The sequence below is a fragment of the Amycolatopsis xylanica genome (assembly GCF_900107045.1).
Taxonomy (GTDB): Bacteria; Actinomycetota; Actinomycetes; order Mycobacteriales; family Pseudonocardiaceae; genus Amycolatopsis; species Amycolatopsis xylanica.
Window position 1 is genome coordinate 1043303 of the sequence record NZ_FNON01000003.1, and the last position, 21535, is coordinate 1064837.

Genomic DNA, 21535 nt, shown 5'->3' on the forward strand with positions numbered 1-21535 from the left:
GCCGAGCTTGGTGAATGGATGAACCATTCACCAAGAAAAATAGTGGGTGACCTGCCTTCGGTGGTATCAACCACGGTGGCAATCGCCGGTAAACTTTCGCGGTATATACCCGCATCGATGCGGGATTCCCCGCGCGCGGGCGGTAGCTTTCAGCGGTGTCCGCGTATCTCGCGTGGCTTCGCCACCTGCCCCGTTCCCGCCCGTTCTTGATCGACATCCTGCTCGCGGCGGGCTCCACCGTCTTCCTGTTCCTCGGCGTGGCGCCGTCGGGCGAAGTGTGGGCGTACGTGCTCGCGGCGCTCAGTGGTGTGCCGGTGGTGCTGCGGCGGAGGTTCCCGCTGACGGTGATGATCGTGGTCGGCGTCGCGATGGGCCTCTATTACGCGCTGGGGTACCGGGCGATGCTCGGCCAGCCGGGTGGGCTGATCGCGCTGTACACCGTGGTGCTGAGCTACCCGCTCGGACAGGCACTGGTCATCGCGCTCGCGTCGCTGGCGATCTACGAGGCGGGCATCGTCATCGGGGACAGCCCGTCGATCGGCGGGGACACGCTGCTCGGGCTGCTGCAGACGATGGCCACGATCGTCGTCGCGCGCTCGGCGAAGCTGCGCACCCGGCGGATCAGCGAGATCGCCGAACACGCGCACCAGCTGGAACGGCAGGCGCAGCTCGAGGCCGAACGCGCCGTCGTCGAGGAACGCATCCGCATCGCGCGCGAATTGCACGACGTCGTCTCGCATCATCTTTCGGTGATCGCCGTCCAGGCGAACCTGGCGAGCTACGTCTTCGACTCGGCGCCCGAGACGACCCGTGACGCGCTCAGCACGATCACCAGCACATCGACCGAAGCGCTCGACGAACTCCGGCGTCTCCTGCTCGTGCTCCGCCCGCCACGCAAGGAACCCGGCGACGGTGTGCTGCGCCCGCAGCCCGGCCTCGCCGATCTCCCCTCACTGGCCGCGCGCGTGCGTGAAGCGGGCGTGCCGGTGCGGCTGCGGATCTCCGGCACCCCGCGCACGCTGCCGCCGGGCCCGCAGCTGTGTGCGTACCGGGTCGCGCAAGAGGCGCTGACGAACGTGATCAAGCACGCCGGCGAGGCCGAGGCGGAGCTGACGCTGGCGTACCACGACGACAATCTCGTGCTGCGCGTCACCGACACCGGCGTGGTCACCGTGCCCGCGCGCAACCCGGCCGGGCATGGCCTGATCGGCATGCGGGAACGGGCCGGAATGTACGGTGGCGTCCTCGAAATAGGCACCGGCTCCGGAAAGGGATTCGAGATCGCGCTGACCCTGCCCTACCCGAAGACCGGCCGCCGCCCGTCATGATCCGCGTGCTGGTGGTGGACGACCAGGACCTCGTCCGCGCGGGTTTCGTCGCGCTGCTCGGGGCCATGCCCGGTGTCGAGGTCGCCGGCCAGGCGTCGAACGGCCTCGAGGCCGTCGGCAAGGCACTCGACCTGCGCCCCGACGTGATCCTGATGGACATCCGGATGCCCGAGCTCGACGGGATCCAGGCGACCGAGCGGATCCTCGCGGGCGCGGGCCCCGACAAGCCGAGCATCCTCATGCTGACCGTGTTCGACCTCGACGAGTACGTCTACACGGCGTTGCGCGCGGGCGCTTCGGGCTTCCTGCTCAAGGACAGCCCGCCGGAGACACTGAGCAGCGGCATCCACGCGGTCGCGCGCGGCGACATGCTGTTCGGCCCGACGATCACCCGGCGGCTGGTCGAGTCGTTCACGCACGCGCCGCCGACCGACACCACCAGACTCACCGGGCTGACCGAGCGCGAACTCGAAGTGCTCCGTCTCGTCGCGGGCGGCGAGACGAACGCCGAGATCGCGGGGCGGCTGCTGGTCAGCGAAGCGACGGTGAAGACCCACCTGAACCGGCTGATGACCAAACTCGGCATCTCCAGCCGGGCTCAGGCGGTCGTCGTCGCGTACGAGACCGGACTCGTCGAGCCGCGCAGGCGTTAACCCGCGAACGGGATCCGGATGCTGCTCGCGAACAGCGAGGCCGAGATCTTGGTGCCCGCCGGGTACCGCAGCGTGTAGTCGTGGTCGGTCACGAGCAACACCACACCGAGCCGGTGACCGGCCTTGAGCTGGTACTGCCTCGGCTCCATCCGCCAGGTGAAGGTGTACGGGCGGCCGGGCTCGATGGGCTCGGTGACGCTCGCGGAGTTCCGGTTGCGCACGTCGATCCAACCGCGGCTGACCACCTGGAAGTCCGACTCGGCCGTCGCGTACCGCCGCTTCGCGCGGCAGCCCGTGTCAGTGCCGACCGTGGGACCGAAGCACCAGTTCTCAGTGGTGGCCTTGAGCTCGGTGATCCGGGTGTCCTTGCCGTAGTCGACCAGCAGGGCGCTCAGGTACGGCGACTTGCCGTCGACCGACGCGCGCACGGTGATCTCCGGCGTGCCCGAAACGCGGACGTCCCTGGGCAGCGGGTCGGACACGTACAGCAGCCGGTTCGGATCCGCCTGACCGGCACCGGCGACCAGGCTGTCAGCGGTGCGCGCGGGATCGTCGACGAACCCTTGCCGCTGACCGAATCCAGGCCACCCCGTGGTGAGCACGCCGGGCTGCGGTGCCTTGTCGCCCGCCCTGAATCGCAGGGTGACGTCGTGCGCGCCGGGCTCCGGCCAATCGCGGTAGTTCGTCCACTGACCTGGCGCGGTCTCGAAGCGCACGCGCGGCTGGCGCATCACGTCGTTGTCGATGCCGTAGAGCTCGTGGTCGAACCACTTGTGCACGGTGTCGAGCCAGGCCTGCTCCGCGACGTACAGCGGATCGTCGTGCGCGCCCTGGTGGATCCAGAGCTTGCGCTTGATGTCGTTGCGCCCCAACGCGTCCCAGAGATCGGTGAAGTTCTTGGGCTTGACGTTCCAGTCGTTGATCCCGGCGACCTGGAACACGCTGCCGTGGTAGTTGCCGAGGTCCTTGGCGAAGTTCCGTTCCTTCCAGAACGCGGTGTAGTCGCCGCTGACGCGGTCCATCGCCTGTTCCATCTCGTGCATCTCAGGCGCGCAGACCTCGGGATTCTTGCGCGTCAGCACGACTTTCGCGTGCAGGTCGGCGTCCTCGCCGACGAACCCGCCCGGCGAGACGACCGCCCCGTTCGCGCGGTAGTAGCTGTACCACGAGGCGATGCCGGAAATGGACACGACGGTCTTCAGGCCTTTGACGCCGGTGCTCGCGACCGCGACCGGCAGCGTGCCGTCGTAGCTCTTGCCCGCCATCGCGACCTTGCCGGTGGACCAGCTCGCCTTGATCTCTTTGCCGTCTTTGGTGAACGCCTTCGCGTCGCCGGTCAGCCATTCGACGACGGTCTTCATGCCGAGCTTCTCTTCGGTGCCGATGGCGCTCGGGCAGCCGTCGGAGTCACCGGTGCCGAGCGTGTTGGCCGAGAGGACCGCGTACCCGCGTGGCACGAAGTAGTTGTCGTAGTAGACGCGGTCGTAGCTGGCGCCCTGCCAGGCACCGGTCGGTGGCGACCACGGCGCGATCCGGGGCACGTCGGTGACGTCGGCCGGGTGGTAGTCGGCAGGCGCGTCGGTGAGCCCGAAGTACGGGCTCGGCTCGACGATCGCGGCGACCTTGAGGCTTCCGTCCGTCTCTTTCGGACGGACGACGTAGACCGAGAGCCGGTCCTTCTTGCCGTCGCGGTCACTGTCGACGGGCGTCTCGACGTACACCTGCTCACGGATGGCCTGTGCGTAGTCGTAGATCGGCTCGGTCCCGTGGCTCGCGGCCCGCGCGGGCGCGGCGACGACCGTGGACGTCAGGAGCAGGCCGGCGAACCCGGCCATGGTGAGAACTCGCATGCGCTTCATCGGTGAGTCATTTTCCGGCTGACCGGATGGTTCGGCAACAGACTTACGGATGAAGGCCCGGAACCTCCCGGATGCCGAACTCGCGGCGCAGAATGCTCGCGGCCGCGTGAAAACCGCCCATACCGTGCACACCGGGCCCCGGCGTCACCCCACCGGAACAGAGGTAGACACCGCCGAGCGGGGTGGCATACGGGTTCATCCGCAGCGCGGGCCTGGCGATCATCTGCTTGACGCTGACCGCGCCGGAGCTGATGTCGCCGCCGACGTAGTTCGGGTTGTAGGCCTCCAGCTGCGGCGCCGTGGTGCAGCGGCTCTCGATGATCGTGTCGGAGAAACCCGGCGCGAACCGCTCGATCTGGCGGCGAACGGTGCCGGTGACGTCGGCCGGGTCGCCATTGGGGACGTGGCAATAGCCGAGCACGGGACGTTTGCCCGGCAGCCCGCGCGTGGGATCGACGACCATCGGGTCGGATACCAGAACGAACGGTCGTGCGGATTGTTTCCCTCGCGCGATGTCCGTTTCCGACGCGAAGATCTCGGCCATCGTGCCGCCGACGTGCACGGTCCCCGCGACCCGGACTTCGGGCTCAGCCCACGGGATCGGCTCGGTCACGAGGAAATCGACCTTCGCCGCGGCAGGCCCGTAACGCACCTTCTCGAGCGTGCGGCGGTAGCGCGACGGCAAGAGGGCACCGGCCAGGTCGAGCAGGCCTCGCGGGGCGGTGTTGAGCAGGACCACCTTGTACTTGTTCAGTTCGCGCAGATCGGTGATCGGGGTGTTGGCGTGCAGCTTCCCGCCGTGCGCCAGCAAGTCCGCGACGAGCGCGTCGGCGATCCGCTGACTGCCGCCGCGCGGCAAAGTCCACCCGGTCGAGTGAGCGAGCGGGGCCAGCATCGCGACGACACCGCCCGCGGGCAGGCTCGGCAGCCTGCCGGTCGCGTGCGCCGCGACCCCGGCGATCATGCCGCGCGCCTCCTGCCCGGTGAACAGGTGCTCGGCAGCCAGGCCGAACTTGAAGATCTCGGCGGGCAGCCGCAACGCCGTGCCGGCGTGGCCGAAGTGCCGCTGGTCGCCGAGCAGCAGGTCGACGATCTCGCGGCTGCGCTCGACCAGCGGGCCGACGTGCTCGCGCCAGCGCCGCCCGTCCCGGCCGAGCCGCTCACACGTCCGGTCCAGCGACCGGTACGCGATCCCGGCGCCGCGATCGAGCGGATGGGCGTACCCGGCCTCGGGCTGCAGCAGCCGGACACCACGCGCCTCGAGATCGAACTCGCGGAAGAACCGCGACGCGGGCGCCATCGCGTGCCCGAACGAGCAGATGTCGTGCACGACCCGGTCGTCGAACAGCGGCTTCGAGCGCATCCCGCCGCCGAACTCGGCGGCCGCCTCGAAGACTTCCACCCGCACTCCGGCTCGCGCCAGAACGACCGCCGCGGCCAGCCCGTTGGGCCCGGATCCCACGACGGCGACCTCTGCCCCCGACATGCCACCCAGTCTAGCGCGAGTCGAACTGATGAGCGAAACTGTCGGACCATCCGGGTAGGAAGGAAGCAGTCGCGAAACCGAGAAAGGGGGGACCATGTCCGACCAGGAGACCCTGCTCGCCAAGGTCCGCAAGCTGCTGGCGAAGGCGGAAGACCCGGGTGTGACCGAGGCCGAAGCCGAGTCATACAACACCAAGGCCGCGGAGCTGATCGCCCGCTACGGCATCGATAGCGCCATGCTCGCCGACTCCGGAGCACGCACCGACGAGATCACCACCATCAAGATCACCATGGGCAATCCGTACAGCAGGGACAAGGCGACCCTGCTGACCAACATCGCCCACCCGCTGCGCTGCCGCGCGCTCCTGCACCGGTGGGGTCAGTCGGTCACCGACGTCACCGTGTTCGGCTTCCGGTCCGACCTGGAGCGTGTCGAACTGCTGTACACGAGCCTGCTGCTGCAGGCGACCACCCAGCTCACGCGGGTCCGCCCGGACGGGTTCCGTGCGGGATTCGAGACGGTCGCCGCCTACCGGCGCACCTGGCTGACCGGCTTCGCCACCGCGGTCTACCTGCGCCTGAAGGCGACCGAGGAGCGCGCCGCCCGTGCGCACCCGACGGAACCCGGCGCCAAATCCGCCGCGCTCGTCGTGCGAGACCGCAACACACTGGTCGAAGACGCCTACGACGCCAAGTACGGCAACCTGCGCTCAGCGCCGCGCCGCCGCCTGACCGGCAGTGGCTATCTCGACGGCCACAGCGCGGGCGAACGCGCCAACCTCAACCCGACCGGCCTCGGTTCGGGCAACCGAGCCGCGCTTCCCCGTGGAAGGTGAGACAGCGGGCTTCGTCCCCCGGGATGAAGCCCGCTGAACCACACTCAAGCGAGCCAAGCCTCGTCGTCGGTCGCGTGCGCGAGCACACGCTGAAGCAGTACGCGAAGCGTCTCGATCTCACGTTTTCCCATACCCCGCAGGAAATCCTCTTCCGCGCGCATCAGTGGCCCGTGCGCGTCGAAGAGCAGCCTCGCCGTCCCGGGCACCAGCGTGAGCCGCAAGGTCCGCCCGGTCGCGCCCGGCTCGCGGCGCAGATGCCCCGCCTGTTCCAGTTCACCGACCATCTCGTGCAGTGACTGCCGGGAGATCCCGAGCTGCCGCGCCAGCTCCGCCATCGTGAGCTCGGGCTCGAGCCGCAGCTGCATCAGCAACCCGAACTGCCGGACCGTCAGGCCATGCTCACGCAGCTCCTCGTCGGCACGACGGCTCGCGAGCGTGAACGCGTACGCCAGCAGATAAGGGATCGAAGGCTTCACAGGCAGAATTCTATGTCAGGGACCCTGACGATAATTTTTCATGTCGGCGTACTCTTTTCGGGCTTTCTTCCTTCCCGAGCATCGAACGCCGAGTACCGGCGTTCCCTCGTCATGCCCTGACCAAGTACACGCCAAGGAGGCACAAGTGATCCGCACCAGGGGGTTGACCAGGCATTTCCGGGTCAAGCGTGAAACCGTCGAGGCCGTCCGCGGCCTCGATATCGACGTCGGTCCCGGCGAGCTGGTCGCCTTTCTCGGGCCGAACGGCGCAGGAAAGTCCACCAGCCTGCGCATGCTGACGACCTTGCTGCCACCGACGTCCGGATCGGCGACAGTCGCCGGGCACGACGTCGCCGGCGACCCGGCCGCCGTACGCCGCAAGATCGGCTACCTCGGCCAAGGCAACGGCGCGGGCGCGTACTTCCGCGTCCGCGACGAGCTGTTCACTCAAGGACGCTGCTACGCGTTGTCTCCCAAGGAATCCCGCGAACGCACCGAGGAACTGCTCGCCACCCTCGACCTCGAATCACTGGCGAATCGCACAGCCGGGACCTTGTCCGGCGGGCAGCGACGCCGGCTCGACATCGCGCTCGGCCTCATGCACCGCCCGGACCTGCTGTTCCTCGACGAACCGTCGGCCGGTCTCGACCCGCAGAACCGGGCGAACCTGTGGGAGCACATCCTGAAGCTGCGGGCCGAATCCGGCACCACGATCTTCCTGACCACGCACTATCTCGACGAGGCCGACGCGATGGCCGAGCGGGTGATGGTCATCGACCACGGCCGGATCATCGCCGACGACACTGCCGAGAACCTCAAGGCCGAGATGGCGGGCGACCTCGTCACGGTCACCACCCCGGATCCCGATGTCGCGCTCCGCGCCGCCGCCCGCATCCCGGCCGCCCGCGACCTCACGAGCGACGGCTCGACGGTCGAATTCCGGGTACCGCAAGGAAACAAGGTACTGCCGGAATTCCTCAAGACCGTCGAAGCGCACACCGCCGAAGTCCGCCGCCCGACCCTCGACGACGTCTTCCTGGCACTCACCGGCCGCAGCATCCGCGAAGGGGCACCCGCATGACCACGCTCACCGGCACCGGCATCGTCTTCTCCCGGGAGATCCGCCCGCAGCTGCGGAATCCGATCGGTCTCGTCTTCGGCATGCTGCAGCCCCTGGTCTTCCTGTTCCTCTTCGGTTCGCTGCTTTCGGGGGTCACGGCCGGTTCCTGGCAATGGTTCGTGCCGGGCATCCTGGTCATGCTCGCGCTGTCGAGCACGACCGGTATCGGCTGGACGCTGATGACCGAACTGAGCACCGGATCGATGGACCGCTTGCTCGTCACACCGCTGACCCGGACCTCACTTCTGTTGGGGCGTATGACCAAAGAGGTCCTGACGCTGGTGATCCAAGCCGCGCTCATCATCGGCATCGCGATCCCACTCGGCTTCCGTCTTCATCTGTCCGGTGTCCTCATAGGACTCTTGATCCTCGTCGGGTTCGGCCTCGGCCTCGGTGCGCTGTCGATGGCGCTGGCCATCGCGTCGAGAAAGCAGCAGGCGCTCTTCTACTCCGTCCAGGAGTTCCTGCTTTTCCCGCTATTGCTCACTTCTGGCATCCTCCTGCCGCTGAACACCGCTCCGAAGTGGCTCACCACGGTCGCGCATCTCAACCCGCTGACCTACGTCGTCAACGCCGAGCGCGCACTTTTCGCGGGCGAATTCACCACATCGGGTGCATACGGCATCGTCGCGGCCACAGGGACAGCCGTGCTAGGCCTCGCCTTGGCCGCGAGGGCGTTACCGAAGGCTTCCCAGTGAACGAGTGCCCGTCGCTCATTCGGCCGATCGACAGCACAGCCGCCGCCCCGAATGATCAAGGACGGCACTGTCCTAAGAAGATGTCCCAGCGGGATGTCGTCAGAGAACCATGAGGTAGCAGAGACTATGCAGCCGTTCCAGCTGCCCGAGTTCTACATGCCCTATCCCGCGAGGCTGAACCCGAACCTGGAACAGGCGCGTACGCACAGCAAGGCGTGGGCGTACGAGATGGACATGATCGACGTGCCCCAGCACGGGACGGTCATCTGGGACGAGCACGACCTCGACTCGCACGACTACGCCTTGCTCTGCGCCTACACCCATCCGGACTGCGACAGCACCACGCTCGACCTGATCACCGACTGGTACGTCTGGGTCTTCTACTTCGACGACCACTTCGTCGAACTGTACAAGCGCAACCCGGATCTGGCCGGTGCCAAGGAATATCTCAACCGGCTGCCCGCCTTCATGCCCGTTGACGGCCCGATCACCGAGACCCCCGCCAACCCGGTGGAACGCGGGCTCGCCGATCTGTGGACCCGCACGGTCGGCTCGCACTCGGCCGACTGGCGCCGCCGATACGCCTACAACACCAAGCACCTGCTCGACGAGTCGCTGTGGGAATTGGCCAATATCAGCGAAAACCGGCTGTCGAACCCCATCGAGTACATCGAGATGCGCCGCAAGGTCGGCGGCGCGCCCTGGTCGGCGAACCTCGTCGAGCACGCCACCGGTCTCGAGGTGCCCGCGTCGATCGCGAGCACCCGTCCGCTCGAAGTACTGCGCGACACCTTCTCCGACGCCGTCCACCTGCGCAACGACTTGTTCTCCTACGAGCGCGAGGTGCTCGACGAAGGCGAGCTCAGCAACGGCGTGCTGGTGTTCGAGAAGTTCCTGGACATCCCGACACAGGACGCGGCCGAGGCCGTCAACGACCTGCTGACCTCGCGGTTGCACCAGTTCGAGCACACTGCGCTCACCGAGGTGCCCCCGCTGCTCGACGAGCACGGCATCGACGCGGAAGGCAGGCTGGCCGTCCTCGCGTACGCGAAAGGCCTGCAGGACTGGCAATCCGGCGGCCACGAATGGCACATGCGATCCAGCCGGTACATGAACGGCGGCGGCCAACCCACGCCGTCACTGCTGAACGGCCCGAGCGGACTGGGCACGTCGGCAGCACACATCACGTCATCCCTGATTTCCACCGCACCGCAACGGATCCGCAGCTTCACGCACCCGCGGTTCAAACCGGTCGGCCACCTTCCGCTGCCGAAGTTCTACATGCCCTTCAAGCTCTCACTCTCCCCTCACTTGGATCATTCCCGCGAGCACGCCATCACCTGGCTGCACGAAATGGGCGTGTTCGACGAAGCTCCCTACATCTGGACCGAAAAGAAGGCCCGCAACTACGACTTCGCCCTGTGCTCGGCCGGCCTCGACCCCGACGCGACCGCCGAGGAGCTCGACCTGTCCGCCGACTGGCTCTCCTGGGGCACCTACGGCGACGACTATTACCCCGTCGTTTTCGGCCGGACAGGCAACTTCGCGGCGGGCAAGGCCTGCACCGAGCGACTCAAGCAGTTCATGCCAATCGAGTCGGCCATCGCCACGCCGCCGGCCAATGCGTTGGAACGCGGGCTGGCCGACCTCTGGCGCCGCACCGCGTCCCCGATGCCGATCGAGTCACGCAAGATGTTCCGTGACGCCGTCGAAGTCATGCTCGACAGCTGGCTCTGGGAACTGCGGAACCAGCACGCGAACCGCGTCCCCGACCCGGTCGACTATGTCGAGATGCGGCGCCGGACCTTCGGCGCCGACCTGACGACCAGTCTCAGCAGGCTGTCACACGGGAAGTCCATACCGCCGGAGATCTACCGCACACGGACCATCCAGAACATGGAGAACTCCGCGATCGACTACGCGGCGATGCTCAACGACATCTTCTCCTACCAGAAGGAAATCCAATACGAAGGCGAAGTGCACAACGCCGTCCTGGTGGTCCAGAACTTCCTGAACTGCGACATGACCCGCGCGGCCGAAGTCGTCAACAACCTGATGACCGCCCGGATGCGCCAGTTCGAGCACACCGTCGACATCGAACTCCCCGTGCTCTTCGAGGATTACCGGCTCGACGCGGACGCCCGCGCGACGCTCAACCGTTACGCGGACGAGCTGAAAGACTGGATGGCCGGAATCCTGAACTGGCACGAAGGCTGCGATCGCTACCACGAGAACGCCTTGCGCGAGAACTTCGCACCACCGCGGCTCTCCGCCTTCAGCAGCGGCCCGATCGGCCTCGGCACCTCAGCCGCGCGTCTCAGGAAGGCCGCCGCGAGCTAACGCCCCTGGAGCTCCCGCAGCCGTTTGATTCGGTCGATATGCGCCGGATGACTGGCGAACACCCGATCACGCATCCGCCGCCGATCACCGCCGCTTTCCGCGAGCCACGCACTCAGCACCTGGACGAGCACCGGCCCGTACCCAAGCCGCGCGGCGGTCCTGTCCGCCTCGTACTCCCCAAGCCGCCGGGACCAAGCCAGCACCGGACTCAGCAGCGGGATCACCAGCAGCCAGGGATTGAGAAACGCGAGCCCCGTCAGCAACCCGAGTGTCAGCAGCACCGAAACCAGCACCGCCACCACCCGCCCGAACGGCACGAAGACCCGAGCGACCCCGACCACCACGACCGCCACCAACCGCGCCAGCAGGATCGTCGCCCGCGCGGGCAGCTCGTACCACCACCGCAGCAACGAAATCCGCGCGTGCCCGGACAGGTGATGTCCTAGCTCGTGCGCCAGGATCGCCTCGAGGTACCGCTCAGGCAACGTCAGCGCCGGCTTAGTCACGGCCACCATCCGCCCACCGGCCGCGAACGCGTTGAGCGCCCGCGAATGCTCGATCCACAGCAGGTACCGCCCGCCATCGGTCCCCGCGGCCTCACAAACGGCCTGCCACGACGGCTCCAGCTTCCGCAATTCCGCGGGCGTGGGCCGCCGCATATCGAACATCACCCACCCGAGCACGTTCTCCACGGACGGCACGAACATCACGCCCCCTGCCAGCCCCCAAGCGACCGGGACCACCCAAGCCTGTTCCGCCCACACCAGCCGCCCGATCAGCGCCATGCCAACGGCACTACCCACAACAACCGGCGCAGCCAGCAAAACCGCCGACACCACAGCCCCACCCGGCCGCTCGACCATTCAAGCCCCTCCACCAAGCTTCAACGCCAAAGCACACCGCAACCTTGAACGTCAACGCAACCCACCAACTGAGGGGGTCCGGGGGGCGCAGCCCTCCCGGCGGGGGCGTGGGGGCTCGGCCCCCACATAAACACCAGCTCCACAAAAAATGGCCCGCGCCCTCTGCGGGCACGAGCCACCTAATTGTGGAGCTGAGGGGAATCGAACCCCTGACCTTCTCGATGCGAACGAGACGCGCTACCAACTGCGCTACAGCCCCTCGTTTGAAGCTCCATGAGCCTATCAAGGGCTCATGGAGCCTCGCGCGCGGGGGTCCTACTCCCCCGAAGCCCGCCTGAACGGCCTTGTCCCGGGCTCGTCGAGCTCGTGGAACGCCGGGTCCTCGTCGTCGAGGTCGACGACGACGGCCTGCCTCCGCAGCCGCGAGGTGGGCGACGGACGGCGCTCGACCACCTCGCGGCGCGCCGCGGAGACGACCTCGATGTCTTCGAGCGGCTCTTCTTCGATCTCTTCGAACCGCTCGCGGACGGGAACGCGTCCGCCACCGCCGACGTGGCCGTGGCGGGCCATGCGGCGGGCACGGATCTCGGACTCGATGCGGACCTGGCGGCGCAGGTAGCCGAGGTAGGCGATCAGCACGAAGTCGGCGACGCCGTTGCCCCACCAGGCCAGCGGCCAGACGAAACCGGCGACGGCGGCCGTGATGACCACGAGCACCAGGAGCGCGACGACCACGCGCTGGCGGTAGGCGTACTTGGCCCTGGCCGCGATTTCCGCGGCTTCCGGGTCGAAGCCGCCGCGGCCTGGCCGGTAGCCACGCGGGGTGTCGGAGCGGGCCGGCACGCGCTTCGGCTGTGGGAGCGGCTCCGGTTCGTCCTCTTCCAGGTCTTCGTCGAGGCCTGCTTCAAGCTCGGCGAGATCGTCTTCGACCGACGGCTCCTGGGCCATGGCGAACTCCTCCCGTGCGTCGCTGCGTGCGCTCCCGCTTCGGACCACCCTGGCGGCCAAGGCCGAGTCGGCGGTCTGTGCCACCTGCTGGCGCTTGCGCGCGACCATGGGCACGAGAACGACGAGCCATGCCACCGCCAGTGCGACGATGATCAACGAACTGGGCACTCCCGTCACCTCCCCCGATCCACTTCTGTCGTCACGCTAGTCACAGGAGTAACAGATCGGACGGAGGCTCGCCGATCTAGATCAGGAAAAGGCGTCACCGAATTAGGTGATTCTCACCCCATGTGGTAACGCGATTACGGTGTTGACCTTGTAATCAGTGGTCCGCGTACTCGGCACGCCCCGAAGCCACCAGCCTGGGGACCAGCCCGTCGCCGATCTCCTCCGAGGTGATGGCGAAGCAGAGGTGGTCGCGCCACCCGCCGGCGACGTCGAGATAGCGCCGGAACAGCCCCTCCTCGCGGAACCCCGCTTTGGCGAGAACCCGCAGGCTGGGCGTGTTTTCAGGGCGCACGGTGGCCTCGAGCCGGTGCAGCCCGCCGACCGTGAAGACATGGTCGGCGACCAGAGCCACCGCAGCCGTCGCGACGCCGCCGCGGACGATCTTCGACGACACCCAGTAGCCGACCCAGGCCGACCGAAGTGAGGCCCTGATCACATTACCGACGGTGATCTGACCGGCGAAGGCGCCGTCGACGGTGATCGCGAACGGCAGGCACTGGCCGCGCCGCGCGAGCGAGCGCAGCGCCGCCCACTGCGAAGGCCAGGACAGGAACGCGTTGCGGTCGGCCCACGAGCCCGGCGCGCTGGGCTCCCACTTCTCCAGATGCGACCGGTCGTGCAGTCTCGCCTTGCTCCACTCGCCCGCGTCGCGCAGCCGGATCGGGCGCAGCGCGACCGTTCCGGCGGCGACCTGGAGCGGTCCGAGCTTCATCGGCCAGCCGGGGTGACGGCTCTCAACGTCGTAAACCGGCCTGGCCACTACGCCCGCTGCGCCAGGAAGGTGACCTTGACCTGCTCGCCCGCGGCGACTTCGGTGAGGTCCTCGTCGATGTTGATCAGGCAGTTCGCCTCGGCGAGCGAGGCGAGCAGATGGGCGCCGGAGGTGCCGAGCGGCTGGACGAGGTACTCGCCGTTGCCTTCGTCGCGCAGCAGCTGCCCGCGCAGGAAGCCCTTCCGGCCCTTGGTCGAGGTGATCGGCGACAGCAGCCGTGCGCTGACGATCCGCCGGTGTGGGTTGCGGGTGCCGCGCGCCGCCCGGATCAGTGGCCGGACCAGCACCTCGAACACCACGAGCGCGCTCATCGGGTTGCCGGGGATGAGGAAGGTGGGCACCGAATCGGGACCGAGCCTGCCGAAGCCCTGGACCGACCCGGGGTGCATGGCGATCCGGGTCATGTCGATACGGCCGAGGTCGGACAGCGCGGCGTGCACCTCGTCGCCGCTCGAACCACCCGCGCCGCCCGCGACGACGACGATCTCCGACATCAGGAGACGGCCTTCGACGATCTCGCGCAGCCGTTTCGGATCGCTCGACACGATCCCGACCCGGCTGACTTCAGCGCCGGCGTCGCGCGCGGCGGCGGCGAGCGCGTACGAATTGACGTCGTAGACCTGACCGACCGACGGCGTGCGGTCGATGTCGACGAGTTCGTCACCGACCGAGACGATCGAGACCCGCGGCCTCGGGTAGACGAGGACCTTGGAACGGCCGACGGCGGCGAGCAGGCCCACCTGCGCCGAGCCGATCGTGTCGCCCTTGCGCACCGCGACATCACCGATCTGGACGTCCTCACCGGCACGGCGCACGTAACCGGCCGAGGGCACCGATCGGTGCACGGTCACTTTGGCCTGGTGGCCGTCGGTGAACGCGGTCGGCACGACCGCATCGGCGAGCGTGGGCAGCGGCGCACCGGTGTCGACGCGCACCGCCTGCCCGGGCTGCAACCGCCGGGGCTGGCGGCTGCCCGCCGCTATCTCGCCAACGACGGGCAGCTGAACCGGCTCCTGGCCAGCGCTCCGCACGTCGACGCTGCGCACCGCGTAACCGTCGACGGCGGCCTGGTCGAACCCCGGCAACGCGTGCTCGGCGACGACCTCTTCGGCGCACAGCAGGCCCTGCGCCTCGGAGATCGCCACGCGCACGGGCCGGGGCCGCACGGCGGCGTCCAGTGTCAGCGCGATCTGCTCGTCGACGGAACGGAACTCCGCCGTGGATTCGGTCTCGGCCGCCTCGCCGATGGGCTCCGTCATGACTGGGGGGTCTCGATCCGTTCGGTCAACCAGGCACGCAGTGAAGGTCCGTACTCCGGGTCCTCCAACGCGAAATCGACCGCCGCGCGCAGGAAGCCGCCAGGGTTGCCCAGATCGTGCCGTCCGCCACGGTGGACGACGATGTGAACGGGGTGTCCCTCGGCGATGAGCAGCGCGACCGCGTCAGTGAGTTGCAGTTCACCACCGGAACCAGGGGTGATGCGGCGCAAAGCGTCGAAAATCGCCCGATCGAGCAGATACCGGCCCGCCGCGGCGTAGGTCGACGGCGCGTCCTCCGGCTTCGGCTTCTCGACCATCCCGTGCACCTGCTTGACGTCAGGGTCATCGGTGTCGGACACGTCGAACACGCCGTAGGGCGAGATCTGCTCCTTGGGGATGTCGAACGCACAGAGCACGCTCCCGCCCCGCTCGGCGCGGACCGCGGACATGCGGTCCAGCACCCCGGTGGGCAGCACCAGGTCGTCGGGCAGCAGCACGGCGACGGCTTCGTCCTCGTCTGTCAGGTTCGGCTCGGCCTGCGCGACAGCGTGGCCGAGGCCGAGCGCCTGCTTCTGGATGGCCACCTCGACGTCGATCAGGTCGGGACCGCGGCGTACCTTCGCCAGCAGCGCGGTCTTGCCGCGGCTCTCCAGCTCGTTCTCGAGTTCGGGCGAGTGCTGGAAGTGGTTGATCACCGATTCCTTGCCGGGCGAGGTCACGATCACCAGCCGGGTCGCACCCGAGTCGGCCGCCTCCTTGGCGACGAGCTCGATCGCCGGCGTGTCGATCACCGGGAGCAGCTCCTTGGGCACGGACTTGGTTGTCGGTAAGAACCGCGTACCCAGCCCGGCGGCCGGCACGATCGCGGTTCGGAACGTCTGGTTGGTCGCTGCGCCCGTCATGGGCGCAAAGCCTAACCTGACCTCGTGCACGGGCTGGGCAATGAGCACCTGAGTAAGACCGAGTGGCGGTCCAAGATAACCACCGAACGGCGTTCAATGGACGCGGAGAGTCACGCTGCGGAGGCCGCCGCGCTGGCGGCGTCGGCATCGCGGCTACCCGGTTCCGTCGTGTGCGCCTACGTTCCGTTCGGCAGCGAACCAGGCTCCCTTTCGCTCCTTGATCAACTTCTGGACCTGGGGAAACGGGTGTTGTTGCCGATCGTCCCCGCCGCGCCAGGCCCGCTCGAATGGGCTCAGTACGAAGGCCCGGCGACGCTCGGGCCAGGACGGCTTCGAGGGCTCAAGGAGCCCTTAGGAAGCCGGTTAGGGGTGGACGCGATCAGCGCCGCCGACCTCATACTGGTTCCCGCACTCGCGGTCGACGACGATGGCGTCCGGCTGGGTCGCGGCGCGGGCTACTACGATCGATCGCTGGTCTTCGCCGCGCCCGGCGTCGAGCTGGTGGCCGTGGTTCGGGACGCCGAACTGGTGCGCCGGCTTCCTGCCGAACCACATGATGTCCGCATGAGCGGGGCACTGACCCCAGGTCAGGGCCTGGTTCCCCGGCCGGTGTGAGCAAGGGGGGTTTGCGCGCGGGGAATGCGGTGAAGCACAATTGGGTTAGCACTCTTGCCGACCGAGTGCCAGTTCGTTAAGGAGCAGCAGTGCCGACTTACCAGTACGCGTGCAAGGAATGCGATCACCGGTTCGAAGCCGTGCAGTCGTTCTCCGACGCGAGCCTCACCGAGTGCCCTCAGTGCTCAGGGCCGCTGCGCAAGGTATTCGGGTCGGTCGGCGTGGTCTTCAAGGGCAGCGGCTTCTACCGCACCGACTCGCGCGACTCGAAGTCCGCTTCGACGACGGCCGCGGCGCCCGCGAAGACCGAGTCGAAGAGCACCTCCTCGAACAGCGGCTCGTCCTCGTCCTCTTCGACGAGCACTACGAGCCCCTCCTCATCCTCCTCCTCGGGTACGACAAAAACGGCGACTGCGGCTCCCTGACGGCCGAGTTATCCACATCTACCCAGTTATCCACAGCTTGGCTTTTCCGGCCTTTCCCGGCTTGCCGGGCCGGTCCTAGCGTCGATGTCAGCGCGAGGGCGACCAGCCTTCGCCTGACACCGGCAAGGGGATCGTCATGCGTATTCCGCGCAAGCCAGCTCTTCTCATCGACCTGCAAGCCCGCCTTCGCGGGCGCCCGGCACGCCTGCTCCGGCGGGCGACCGCTGTCGGCCTGCTGATCGCCGGGTTGTTCGAACTCCGGCACGGCGATCCTGCTCCCGCCGCCGTCGCCACCCCACCGCCCGCGCCCGCTGCCGACTCCGTCATCAAGCCTGCCGCCGACGGCGAGTCGATCGTGCCGATCCGGCTCGCCGACGCCGCCGTCGCGGAGCTGCTGCATCCCGGTTCCAAGATCGATCTCGTCTCCGTCGGCCGAGGCCCGAGCCTCCGGCAAGTGCTGGCCAGCATGGCCTCGGTGGTCCAAGTGCGGACATGGGACGGCGAGGCCCGGCATGGCCCGCCCTCGTCCGGCCAGGGCCCGATGGTCTTGGTTTCGCTGCCGGCCGATGTCGCGACACAAGTCGCCGCCTCGTCGCTCGGAAAGGAGTTAGCGGTTACGCTCCGCTAACCCCCACCCGGCTTCGAGGAGCTCACATGATCAAGGGATTCAAGGACTTCCTGCTGCGCGGCAACGTCGTCGACCTGGCTGTGGCCGTGGTCATCGGCGCGGCGTTCACCACGATCGTCACGGCGTTCACCAATGGGCTGATCAAGCCGTTGATCAGCGCGATCGGTGGTTCGGACGCCGCGCAGGGACTCGGCTTCCGCATCTTGAGCGCGAACGGCGCCACGTTCATGGACTTCGGCGGCGTGATCAACGCGGCGATCAACTTCGTGATCGTGGCCGCTGTCGTCTACTTCGCGATCGTGCTTCCGGTGAAGCACATCCAGGAGCGCCGCAAGCGTGGCGAGGAGCCGGGCCCCGCCGAGCCGACCGACGTCGAGCTGCTGATCGAGATCCGCGACCTGCTGCGCGCGCAGGCCGGGAGCGGACGGGCCGCCGACGGCAAGTAGGAACGATCTAGCGGTCGTGATGAGGCGGACGGTTCTCGAGGTACCACGAGTCGCTGTCCGTGCTCGGTGGCCGCGGGTCGCGCTCGTCCGAGGTGGTTTCCGGCAGGACGTCGCCGAAGACCTCGTCAAGCCGGCGCTTGACGTCCTCGGGGCGCTTGTCCTGGTCTGAAGGCATGACTCCATGGTCCCACCCGGTCCGGTCAGGACCGAGTGGGGACCTGCGGGTCATTCCTCGTCGAAGCCGGAGAGCTCGCTGATGATGTGAGGCACCAGCGAAGAGAGCGTGGCCATGCCGTCGCGCACAGCGGAGCGGGAGCCTGCCAGGTTGACCACGAGCGTGCTGCCGGAGATGCCGGCGACACCACGCGAGATGCCCGCGTCGACGGCGCCCGCGGCGAGGCCGGAGGCACGCAGCGCCTCGGCGATGCCCGCGATCGGCCGGTCGAGCACACCGGAAGTCGCGTCCGGCGTCTGGTCACGCGGCGAGACCCCGGTCCCGCCGACGGTGATCACCAGGTCGGCGCCCCCGATCACGGCGGTGTTGAGTGCGTTGCGGATCGCCGCGGTGCCGGCGTCGATGACCACGACCCCGTCGACGATGAAGCCGGTCTCTTCGAGCAGTTCGGTGACCAGCGGGCCGGCCGTGTCCTCGTGTTCGCCATGGGCGACGCGGTCGTCCACGATGACCACCAGTGCGCGGCCCAGCCGTTGTGCGCTGCGTTCCATGGACACCACCGTAGTCGGTTTTCCACCGGAGGGAATTCGGGGCGAGTTCTGACGATTCCATGACGTGCGGCCGCTTCGGCGGGCCACGGTGACCTCGCGGTCCTAGCGTGATCGGCGTGCGAGTTCTTGTGACCGGCGGCGCCGGGTTCATCGGGTCCCATATCGCCGATCTGCTGGCCGACGCCGGCGACGAGGTCGTGGTGCTGGACAGTCTGCTGCCCACCGCGCACGGATCGCGGACGCCACCGGGATACACCGGGCGGCACCGTTTCCTGCGCGGCGACGTCACCGACGCCGCGATCGTCGAGGAGCTACTGGCCGATGTCGACGCGGTGTGCCACCAGGCCGCCGTGGTCGGTCACGGCGTCGACCCGTCCGACGCGCCGTCGTACGCGCTGCACAACGACTACGGCACGGCCGTGCTGCTGGCCGGGATGTACGCGGCCGGAGTGTCCAAACTGGTGCTGGCGTCGTCGATGGTGGTCTACGGCGAGGGCCGCTACTCCTGCCCGGACCACGGCATCGTGCCGCCGTCGCCACGCCGCCAGTCCGATGTGGACGCGGGGAGGTTCGAACCGGCGTGTGGCGACTGCGGCGAGGCGCTGAGCTGGCTGCTGGTACCGGAGGACGCGCCGTTGAACCCGCGCAGCACCTACGCGGCGACCAAGCTCGCACAGGAGCATCTGGCAGGCGCTTGGGCACGACAGACCGGCGGGACCGTCTGGGCGATGCGGTACCACAATGTCTACGGACCCCGGATGCCTCAGAACACGCCGTACGCGGGCGTCGCCTCGCTTTTCCGGTCCGCTTTGGAACGTGGTGAGGCGCCGACCGTGCTGGAGGACGGGCGGCAGCAACGCGACTTCGTGCACGTCCACGACGTCGCGATGGCGAACGTTCTCGCCCTGCGCGCCGACGGGACGCCCGGCGACATCGTTCCCGTGAACGTGTGTTCCGGGCAGCCGCACACGGTCGGTGAACTGGCGGCCGAACTCGCCAAGGCGTGCGACGGCCCAGCACCCGTCGTGGTGGGTGGCGCGAGGCCGGCGGATGTCCGGCACGTCGTCGCCGACCCGGCTCGGGCCGAACGCTTGCTCGGTTTCAAAGCACAGACCAGCTTCGCGGACGGCATCGCCGACTTCGCGCGCGCCGAACTACGCGAACCGGTCTAGCGCTCAACCGACGGCGAGCGGGAGCCTGACCTCGAACCGGCAACCTGGCCCGTGGTTCCGCACCCCGATCTGACCTTGATGTGCTTCCACGAGCCCCTTCGCGATCGCCAAACCGAGCCCGCCGCCGGTGGTCGTGCCGGATCGATCGGGCGTGCGGGCCTGCGTGCCGCGGAACGCGACATCGAAGACGCGGGAGATCTCGTCATCGGGGATGCCGCCGCAACCGTCGTCGACGGCGAGCACCGCGTCGCCGTCCTTGATGCCGATCTGCACCGCGACCGTCCCGTCGGGCGGTGTGTGTCTGATGGCGTTGGACACCAGGTTGCGCACGATCCGGGCCAGCTCCGGGTCGCTGCCGGTGACGACGGGCCACGCCTCGGCATCGGCACGCAGCCGCACCTGCTTCTGCTCCGCGACCGGAGTCTGCGCGGCGATCGCGTCGCTGACGACGTCGCGCAGCGGAACCGCGGACATGGTCAGCCGCAGAGCGCCCGCGGTGATGCGCGACAGCTCGAACAGATCGCCGACCATGCCGGACAGCCGTGTCGTCTCACAGCTGATCCGCTGGGCGTAGTCCGCCACCTCGCTGCGTTCCGACACGACACCGTCAGCGAGCGCCTCGGCCATCGCCTGGATCCCGGCAAGGGGGCTGCGCAGGTCATGGCTGATCCACGCCACCAGCTCCCGCCGCGACGCCTCGGCGGCGCGTTCCCGCTCACGGGCCTCGCGTTCCCAGACCGTGCGCCGTGCGATCGCCCTGCCGAGCAACACCGCCGCGGGCACGGTCACCAGGCCGACCAGCAGGCATACGAGCAACGTGGTGGTGAGCATCGGCGTGAACATGAACTGGCTGATCCCGAGCACGCCCGCCAACGTCGCCAGCACCGGTATCACTACGAGCACGGTCATCGTGCTGGCGAGGGAACCGCGGCGCAGCAGATACAGCACGACGGCGCCGATCGCCGCGACGGGCAGCGCGAACATCAACGCGAACGGCAGGATGTGCCAGACATGCGCGAGCATGTCGGCCATGGACTCGTCGGAGCCGATCATGACTTGCCCAAGTCGTAGCGGTAGCCGACACCCCAGACGGTGGCCACCCGCACCGGTTTCGCGGGCTCCGGCTCGATCTTCTCCCGGAGCCTCCGCACATGAACGGTCACCGTGGACTGGTCACCGAAGTCCCAGCCCCACACCTTCTCCAGCAGATCGGCACGCGAGAACGCCACACTGGGGTGCGCGAGGAAGAACGCCAGCAGGTCGAATTCCCTTGTGGTCAAGGGAAGTTCGGCGCCGTTCAGCCTCGCCTGCCGCGCGCCCATCTGCAACGTCAGGTTCCCGTCGGAGAGTTCCTCGGCGGCGGGCTCAGGCCGTGGCATCCGCGCGCGCCGCAGCACCGACGTCACACGCAGCGCGAGTTCCCGCGGGCTGAACGGCTTGGTGACGTAGTCGTCGGCACCGAGCTGGAGCCCGGCGATCCGGTTCTCCTCCTCGCCGAGCGCGGTGAGCATGACGATGGGAACCTGGCTGACCTGGCGCAGCCGTTTGCAGACCTCCAGGCCGTTGATCCCGGGCATCATCACGTCGAGCACGACGAGGTCCGGCGGCCGCGCGGTGAACACGCTCAACCCCTCGGTGCCGTCACCGGCCATGTCGACCGTGAACCCGGCGAGCTCGAGGTAACGCCGGACGACGTCGCGCACGGTCTCGTCGTCGTCGACCACCAGCACGCGGCCTTGCTCGTCCATGTGGGCTC

General features: G+C 68.2%; 23 protein-coding genes and 1 tRNA gene. 11 read left to right on the plus strand and 13 right to left on the minus strand.

Annotated features, from left to right (window positions below; translation table 11 throughout):
- Positions 1 to 155 precede the first annotated feature (155 nt).
- Together BLV57_RS18475 and BLV57_RS18480 are read left to right on the plus strand one after the other, a co-directional pair.
- Positions 156 to 1328 carry a sensor histidine kinase gene (locus tag BLV57_RS18475; RefSeq protein ID WP_245757373.1) on the plus strand — a complete coding sequence of 391 codons (1173 nt, stop codon included), beginning with the start codon at positions 156 to 158 and terminating at the stop codon, positions 1326 to 1328.
- On the plus strand, positions 1325 to 1981 hold the full coding sequence (locus BLV57_RS18480) for a response regulator (protein ID WP_091290157.1): 657 nt from the start codon (positions 1325 to 1327) through the stop codon (positions 1979 to 1981). Before BLV57_RS18475 ends, BLV57_RS18480 begins: the two co-directional genes overlap by 4 nt.
- Here the strand turns inward: BLV57_RS18480 and BLV57_RS18485 are convergent.
- Positions 1978 to 3840: a Xaa-Pro dipeptidyl-peptidase gene (locus BLV57_RS18485; protein WP_218134826.1), complete on the minus strand. Its 1863-nt coding sequence runs from the start codon at positions 3838 to 3840 to the stop codon at positions 1978 to 1980. The genes BLV57_RS18480 and BLV57_RS18485 overlap by 4 nt on opposite strands.
- Before the next feature lie 43 nt (positions 3841 to 3883).
- Positions 3884 to 5326, minus strand: a complete 1443-nt coding sequence (locus BLV57_RS18490; protein WP_091290159.1) for a phytoene desaturase family protein — start codon at positions 5324 to 5326, stop codon at positions 3884 to 3886.
- 94 nt (positions 5327 to 5420) lie between these two features.
- On the opposite strand from BLV57_RS18490, the gene BLV57_RS18495 reads away from it, so the two are divergent.
- Complete coding sequence (locus BLV57_RS18495; protein WP_091290160.1) at positions 5421 to 6161, plus strand: DUF2786 domain-containing protein; 741 nt, start codon at positions 5421 to 5423, stop codon at positions 6159 to 6161.
- Positions 6162 to 6205: 44 nt separating this feature from the next.
- On the opposite strand, the gene BLV57_RS18500 is transcribed toward BLV57_RS18495, so the two are convergent.
- Positions 6206 to 6637, minus strand: a complete 432-nt coding sequence (locus BLV57_RS18500) for a MarR family winged helix-turn-helix transcriptional regulator (protein WP_245757374.1) — start codon at positions 6635 to 6637, stop codon at positions 6206 to 6208.
- A 145-nt stretch (positions 6638 to 6782) separates the two neighbouring features.
- Between BLV57_RS18500 and BLV57_RS18505 the strand changes: the two genes are divergently transcribed.
- The 3 genes from BLV57_RS18505 (at position 6783) to BLV57_RS18515 (ending at position 10795) form a co-directional block, all read left to right on the plus strand.
- Entirely contained in the window at positions 6783 to 7718 is a 936-nt protein-coding gene (locus tag BLV57_RS18505) for an ABC transporter ATP-binding protein (RefSeq protein WP_091290163.1), read from the plus strand.
- Positions 7715 to 8455, plus strand: coding sequence for an ABC transporter permease (locus BLV57_RS18510; protein WP_091290165.1), 741 nt, complete (start codon positions 7715 to 7717; stop codon positions 8453 to 8455). The genes BLV57_RS18505 and BLV57_RS18510 overlap by 4 nt, the downstream gene beginning before the upstream one ends.
- A 126-nt stretch (positions 8456 to 8581) precedes the next feature.
- Positions 8582 to 10795 carry a family 2 encapsulin nanocompartment cargo protein terpene cyclase gene (locus BLV57_RS18515; RefSeq protein ID WP_091290167.1) on the plus strand — a complete coding sequence of 738 codons (2214 nt, stop codon included), beginning with the start codon at positions 8582 to 8584 and terminating at the stop codon, positions 10793 to 10795.
- Here the strand turns inward: BLV57_RS18515 and BLV57_RS18520 are convergent.
- From BLV57_RS18520 to BLV57_RS18545, 6 genes are all read right to left on the minus strand, one after another.
- Positions 10792 to 11580: a M48 family metalloprotease gene (locus tag BLV57_RS18520; protein ID WP_245757375.1), complete on the minus strand. Its 789-nt coding sequence runs from the start codon at positions 11578 to 11580 to the stop codon at positions 10792 to 10794. The genes BLV57_RS18515 and BLV57_RS18520 overlap by 4 nt on opposite strands.
- 264 nt (positions 11581 to 11844) lie before the next feature.
- A tRNA-Ala gene (locus BLV57_RS18525) sits at positions 11845 to 11917 on the minus strand.
- Between the two features lie 56 nt (positions 11918 to 11973).
- Positions 11974 to 12774 (minus strand): divisome protein SepX/GlpR, encoded by an 801-nt coding sequence (sepX, locus tag BLV57_RS18530; protein WP_091290170.1) that lies wholly within the window; start codon positions 12772 to 12774, stop codon positions 11974 to 11976.
- Between the two features lie 154 nt (positions 12775 to 12928).
- The gene (locus BLV57_RS18535) at positions 12929 to 13546 is read right to left on the minus strand and encodes a GNAT family N-acetyltransferase (RefSeq protein ID WP_091290201.1); all 618 of its coding nucleotides are present in this window, start codon (positions 13544 to 13546) and stop codon (positions 12929 to 12931) included.
- A gap of 47 nt (positions 13547 to 13593) precedes the next feature.
- The gene (glp, locus tag BLV57_RS18540; protein WP_091290205.1) at positions 13594 to 14865 is read right to left on the minus strand and encodes a molybdotransferase-like divisome protein Glp; all 1272 of its coding nucleotides are present in this window, start codon (positions 14863 to 14865) and stop codon (positions 13594 to 13596) included.
- The gene (locus BLV57_RS18545; RefSeq protein ID WP_091290207.1) at positions 14862 to 15767 is read right to left on the minus strand and encodes a UTP--glucose-1-phosphate uridylyltransferase; all 906 of its coding nucleotides are present in this window, start codon (positions 15765 to 15767) and stop codon (positions 14862 to 14864) included. Before BLV57_RS18545 ends, glp begins: the two co-directional genes overlap by 4 nt.
- Before the next feature lie 24 nt (positions 15768 to 15791).
- Here BLV57_RS18545 and BLV57_RS18550 point away from each other — a divergent pair, with 24 nt between their 5' ends.
- The 4 genes from BLV57_RS18550 (at position 15792) to mscL (ending at position 17881) form a co-directional block, all read left to right on the plus strand.
- Positions 15792 to 16382 (plus strand): 5-formyltetrahydrofolate cyclo-ligase, encoded by a 591-nt coding sequence (locus BLV57_RS18550; protein WP_091290208.1) that lies wholly within the window; start codon positions 15792 to 15794, stop codon positions 16380 to 16382.
- An 89-nt stretch (positions 16383 to 16471) separates the two neighbouring features.
- On the plus strand, positions 16472 to 16807 hold the full coding sequence (locus BLV57_RS18555) for an FmdB family zinc ribbon protein (protein ID WP_091290210.1): 336 nt from the start codon (positions 16472 to 16474) through the stop codon (positions 16805 to 16807).
- 136 nt (positions 16808 to 16943) lie between these two features.
- Complete coding sequence (locus BLV57_RS18560; protein WP_091290212.1) at positions 16944 to 17435, plus strand: hypothetical protein; 492 nt, start codon at positions 16944 to 16946, stop codon at positions 17433 to 17435.
- A gap of 26 nt (positions 17436 to 17461) precedes the next feature.
- Positions 17462 to 17881, plus strand: coding sequence for a large conductance mechanosensitive channel protein MscL (mscL, locus tag BLV57_RS18565; protein ID WP_091290214.1), 420 nt, complete (start codon positions 17462 to 17464; stop codon positions 17879 to 17881).
- A 7-nt stretch (positions 17882 to 17888) separates the two neighbouring features.
- Here the strand turns inward: mscL and BLV57_RS43305 are convergent, their stop codons facing one another.
- Positions 17889 to 18056 (minus strand): hypothetical protein, encoded by a 168-nt coding sequence (locus tag BLV57_RS43305; protein ID WP_091290216.1) that lies wholly within the window; start codon positions 18054 to 18056, stop codon positions 17889 to 17891.
- A gap of 50 nt (positions 18057 to 18106) precedes the next feature.
- On the minus strand, positions 18107 to 18607 hold the full coding sequence (locus BLV57_RS18575; protein ID WP_091290218.1) for a MogA/MoaB family molybdenum cofactor biosynthesis protein: 501 nt from the start codon (positions 18605 to 18607) through the stop codon (positions 18107 to 18109).
- 116 nt (positions 18608 to 18723) lie between these two features.
- Here BLV57_RS18575 and BLV57_RS18580 point away from each other — a divergent pair, with 116 nt between their 5' ends.
- The gene (locus BLV57_RS18580) at positions 18724 to 19779 is read left to right on the plus strand and encodes an NAD-dependent epimerase/dehydratase family protein (RefSeq protein WP_176968673.1); all 1056 of its coding nucleotides are present in this window, start codon (positions 18724 to 18726) and stop codon (positions 19777 to 19779) included.
- Positions 19780 to 19782: 3 nt separating this feature from the next.
- Here BLV57_RS18580 and BLV57_RS18585 read toward each other — a convergent pair whose 3' ends face one another.
- Both BLV57_RS18585 and BLV57_RS18590 read right to left on the minus strand, forming a co-directional pair.
- Positions 19783 to 20832 (minus strand): sensor histidine kinase, encoded by a 1050-nt coding sequence (locus BLV57_RS18585; RefSeq protein ID WP_091290221.1) that lies wholly within the window; start codon positions 20830 to 20832, stop codon positions 19783 to 19785.
- Positions 20829 to 21527, minus strand: a complete 699-nt coding sequence (locus tag BLV57_RS18590; protein WP_091290223.1) for a response regulator transcription factor — start codon at positions 21525 to 21527, stop codon at positions 20829 to 20831. Before BLV57_RS18590 ends, BLV57_RS18585 begins: the two co-directional genes overlap by 4 nt.
- Between the last annotated feature and the right edge of the window lie 8 nt (positions 21528 to 21535).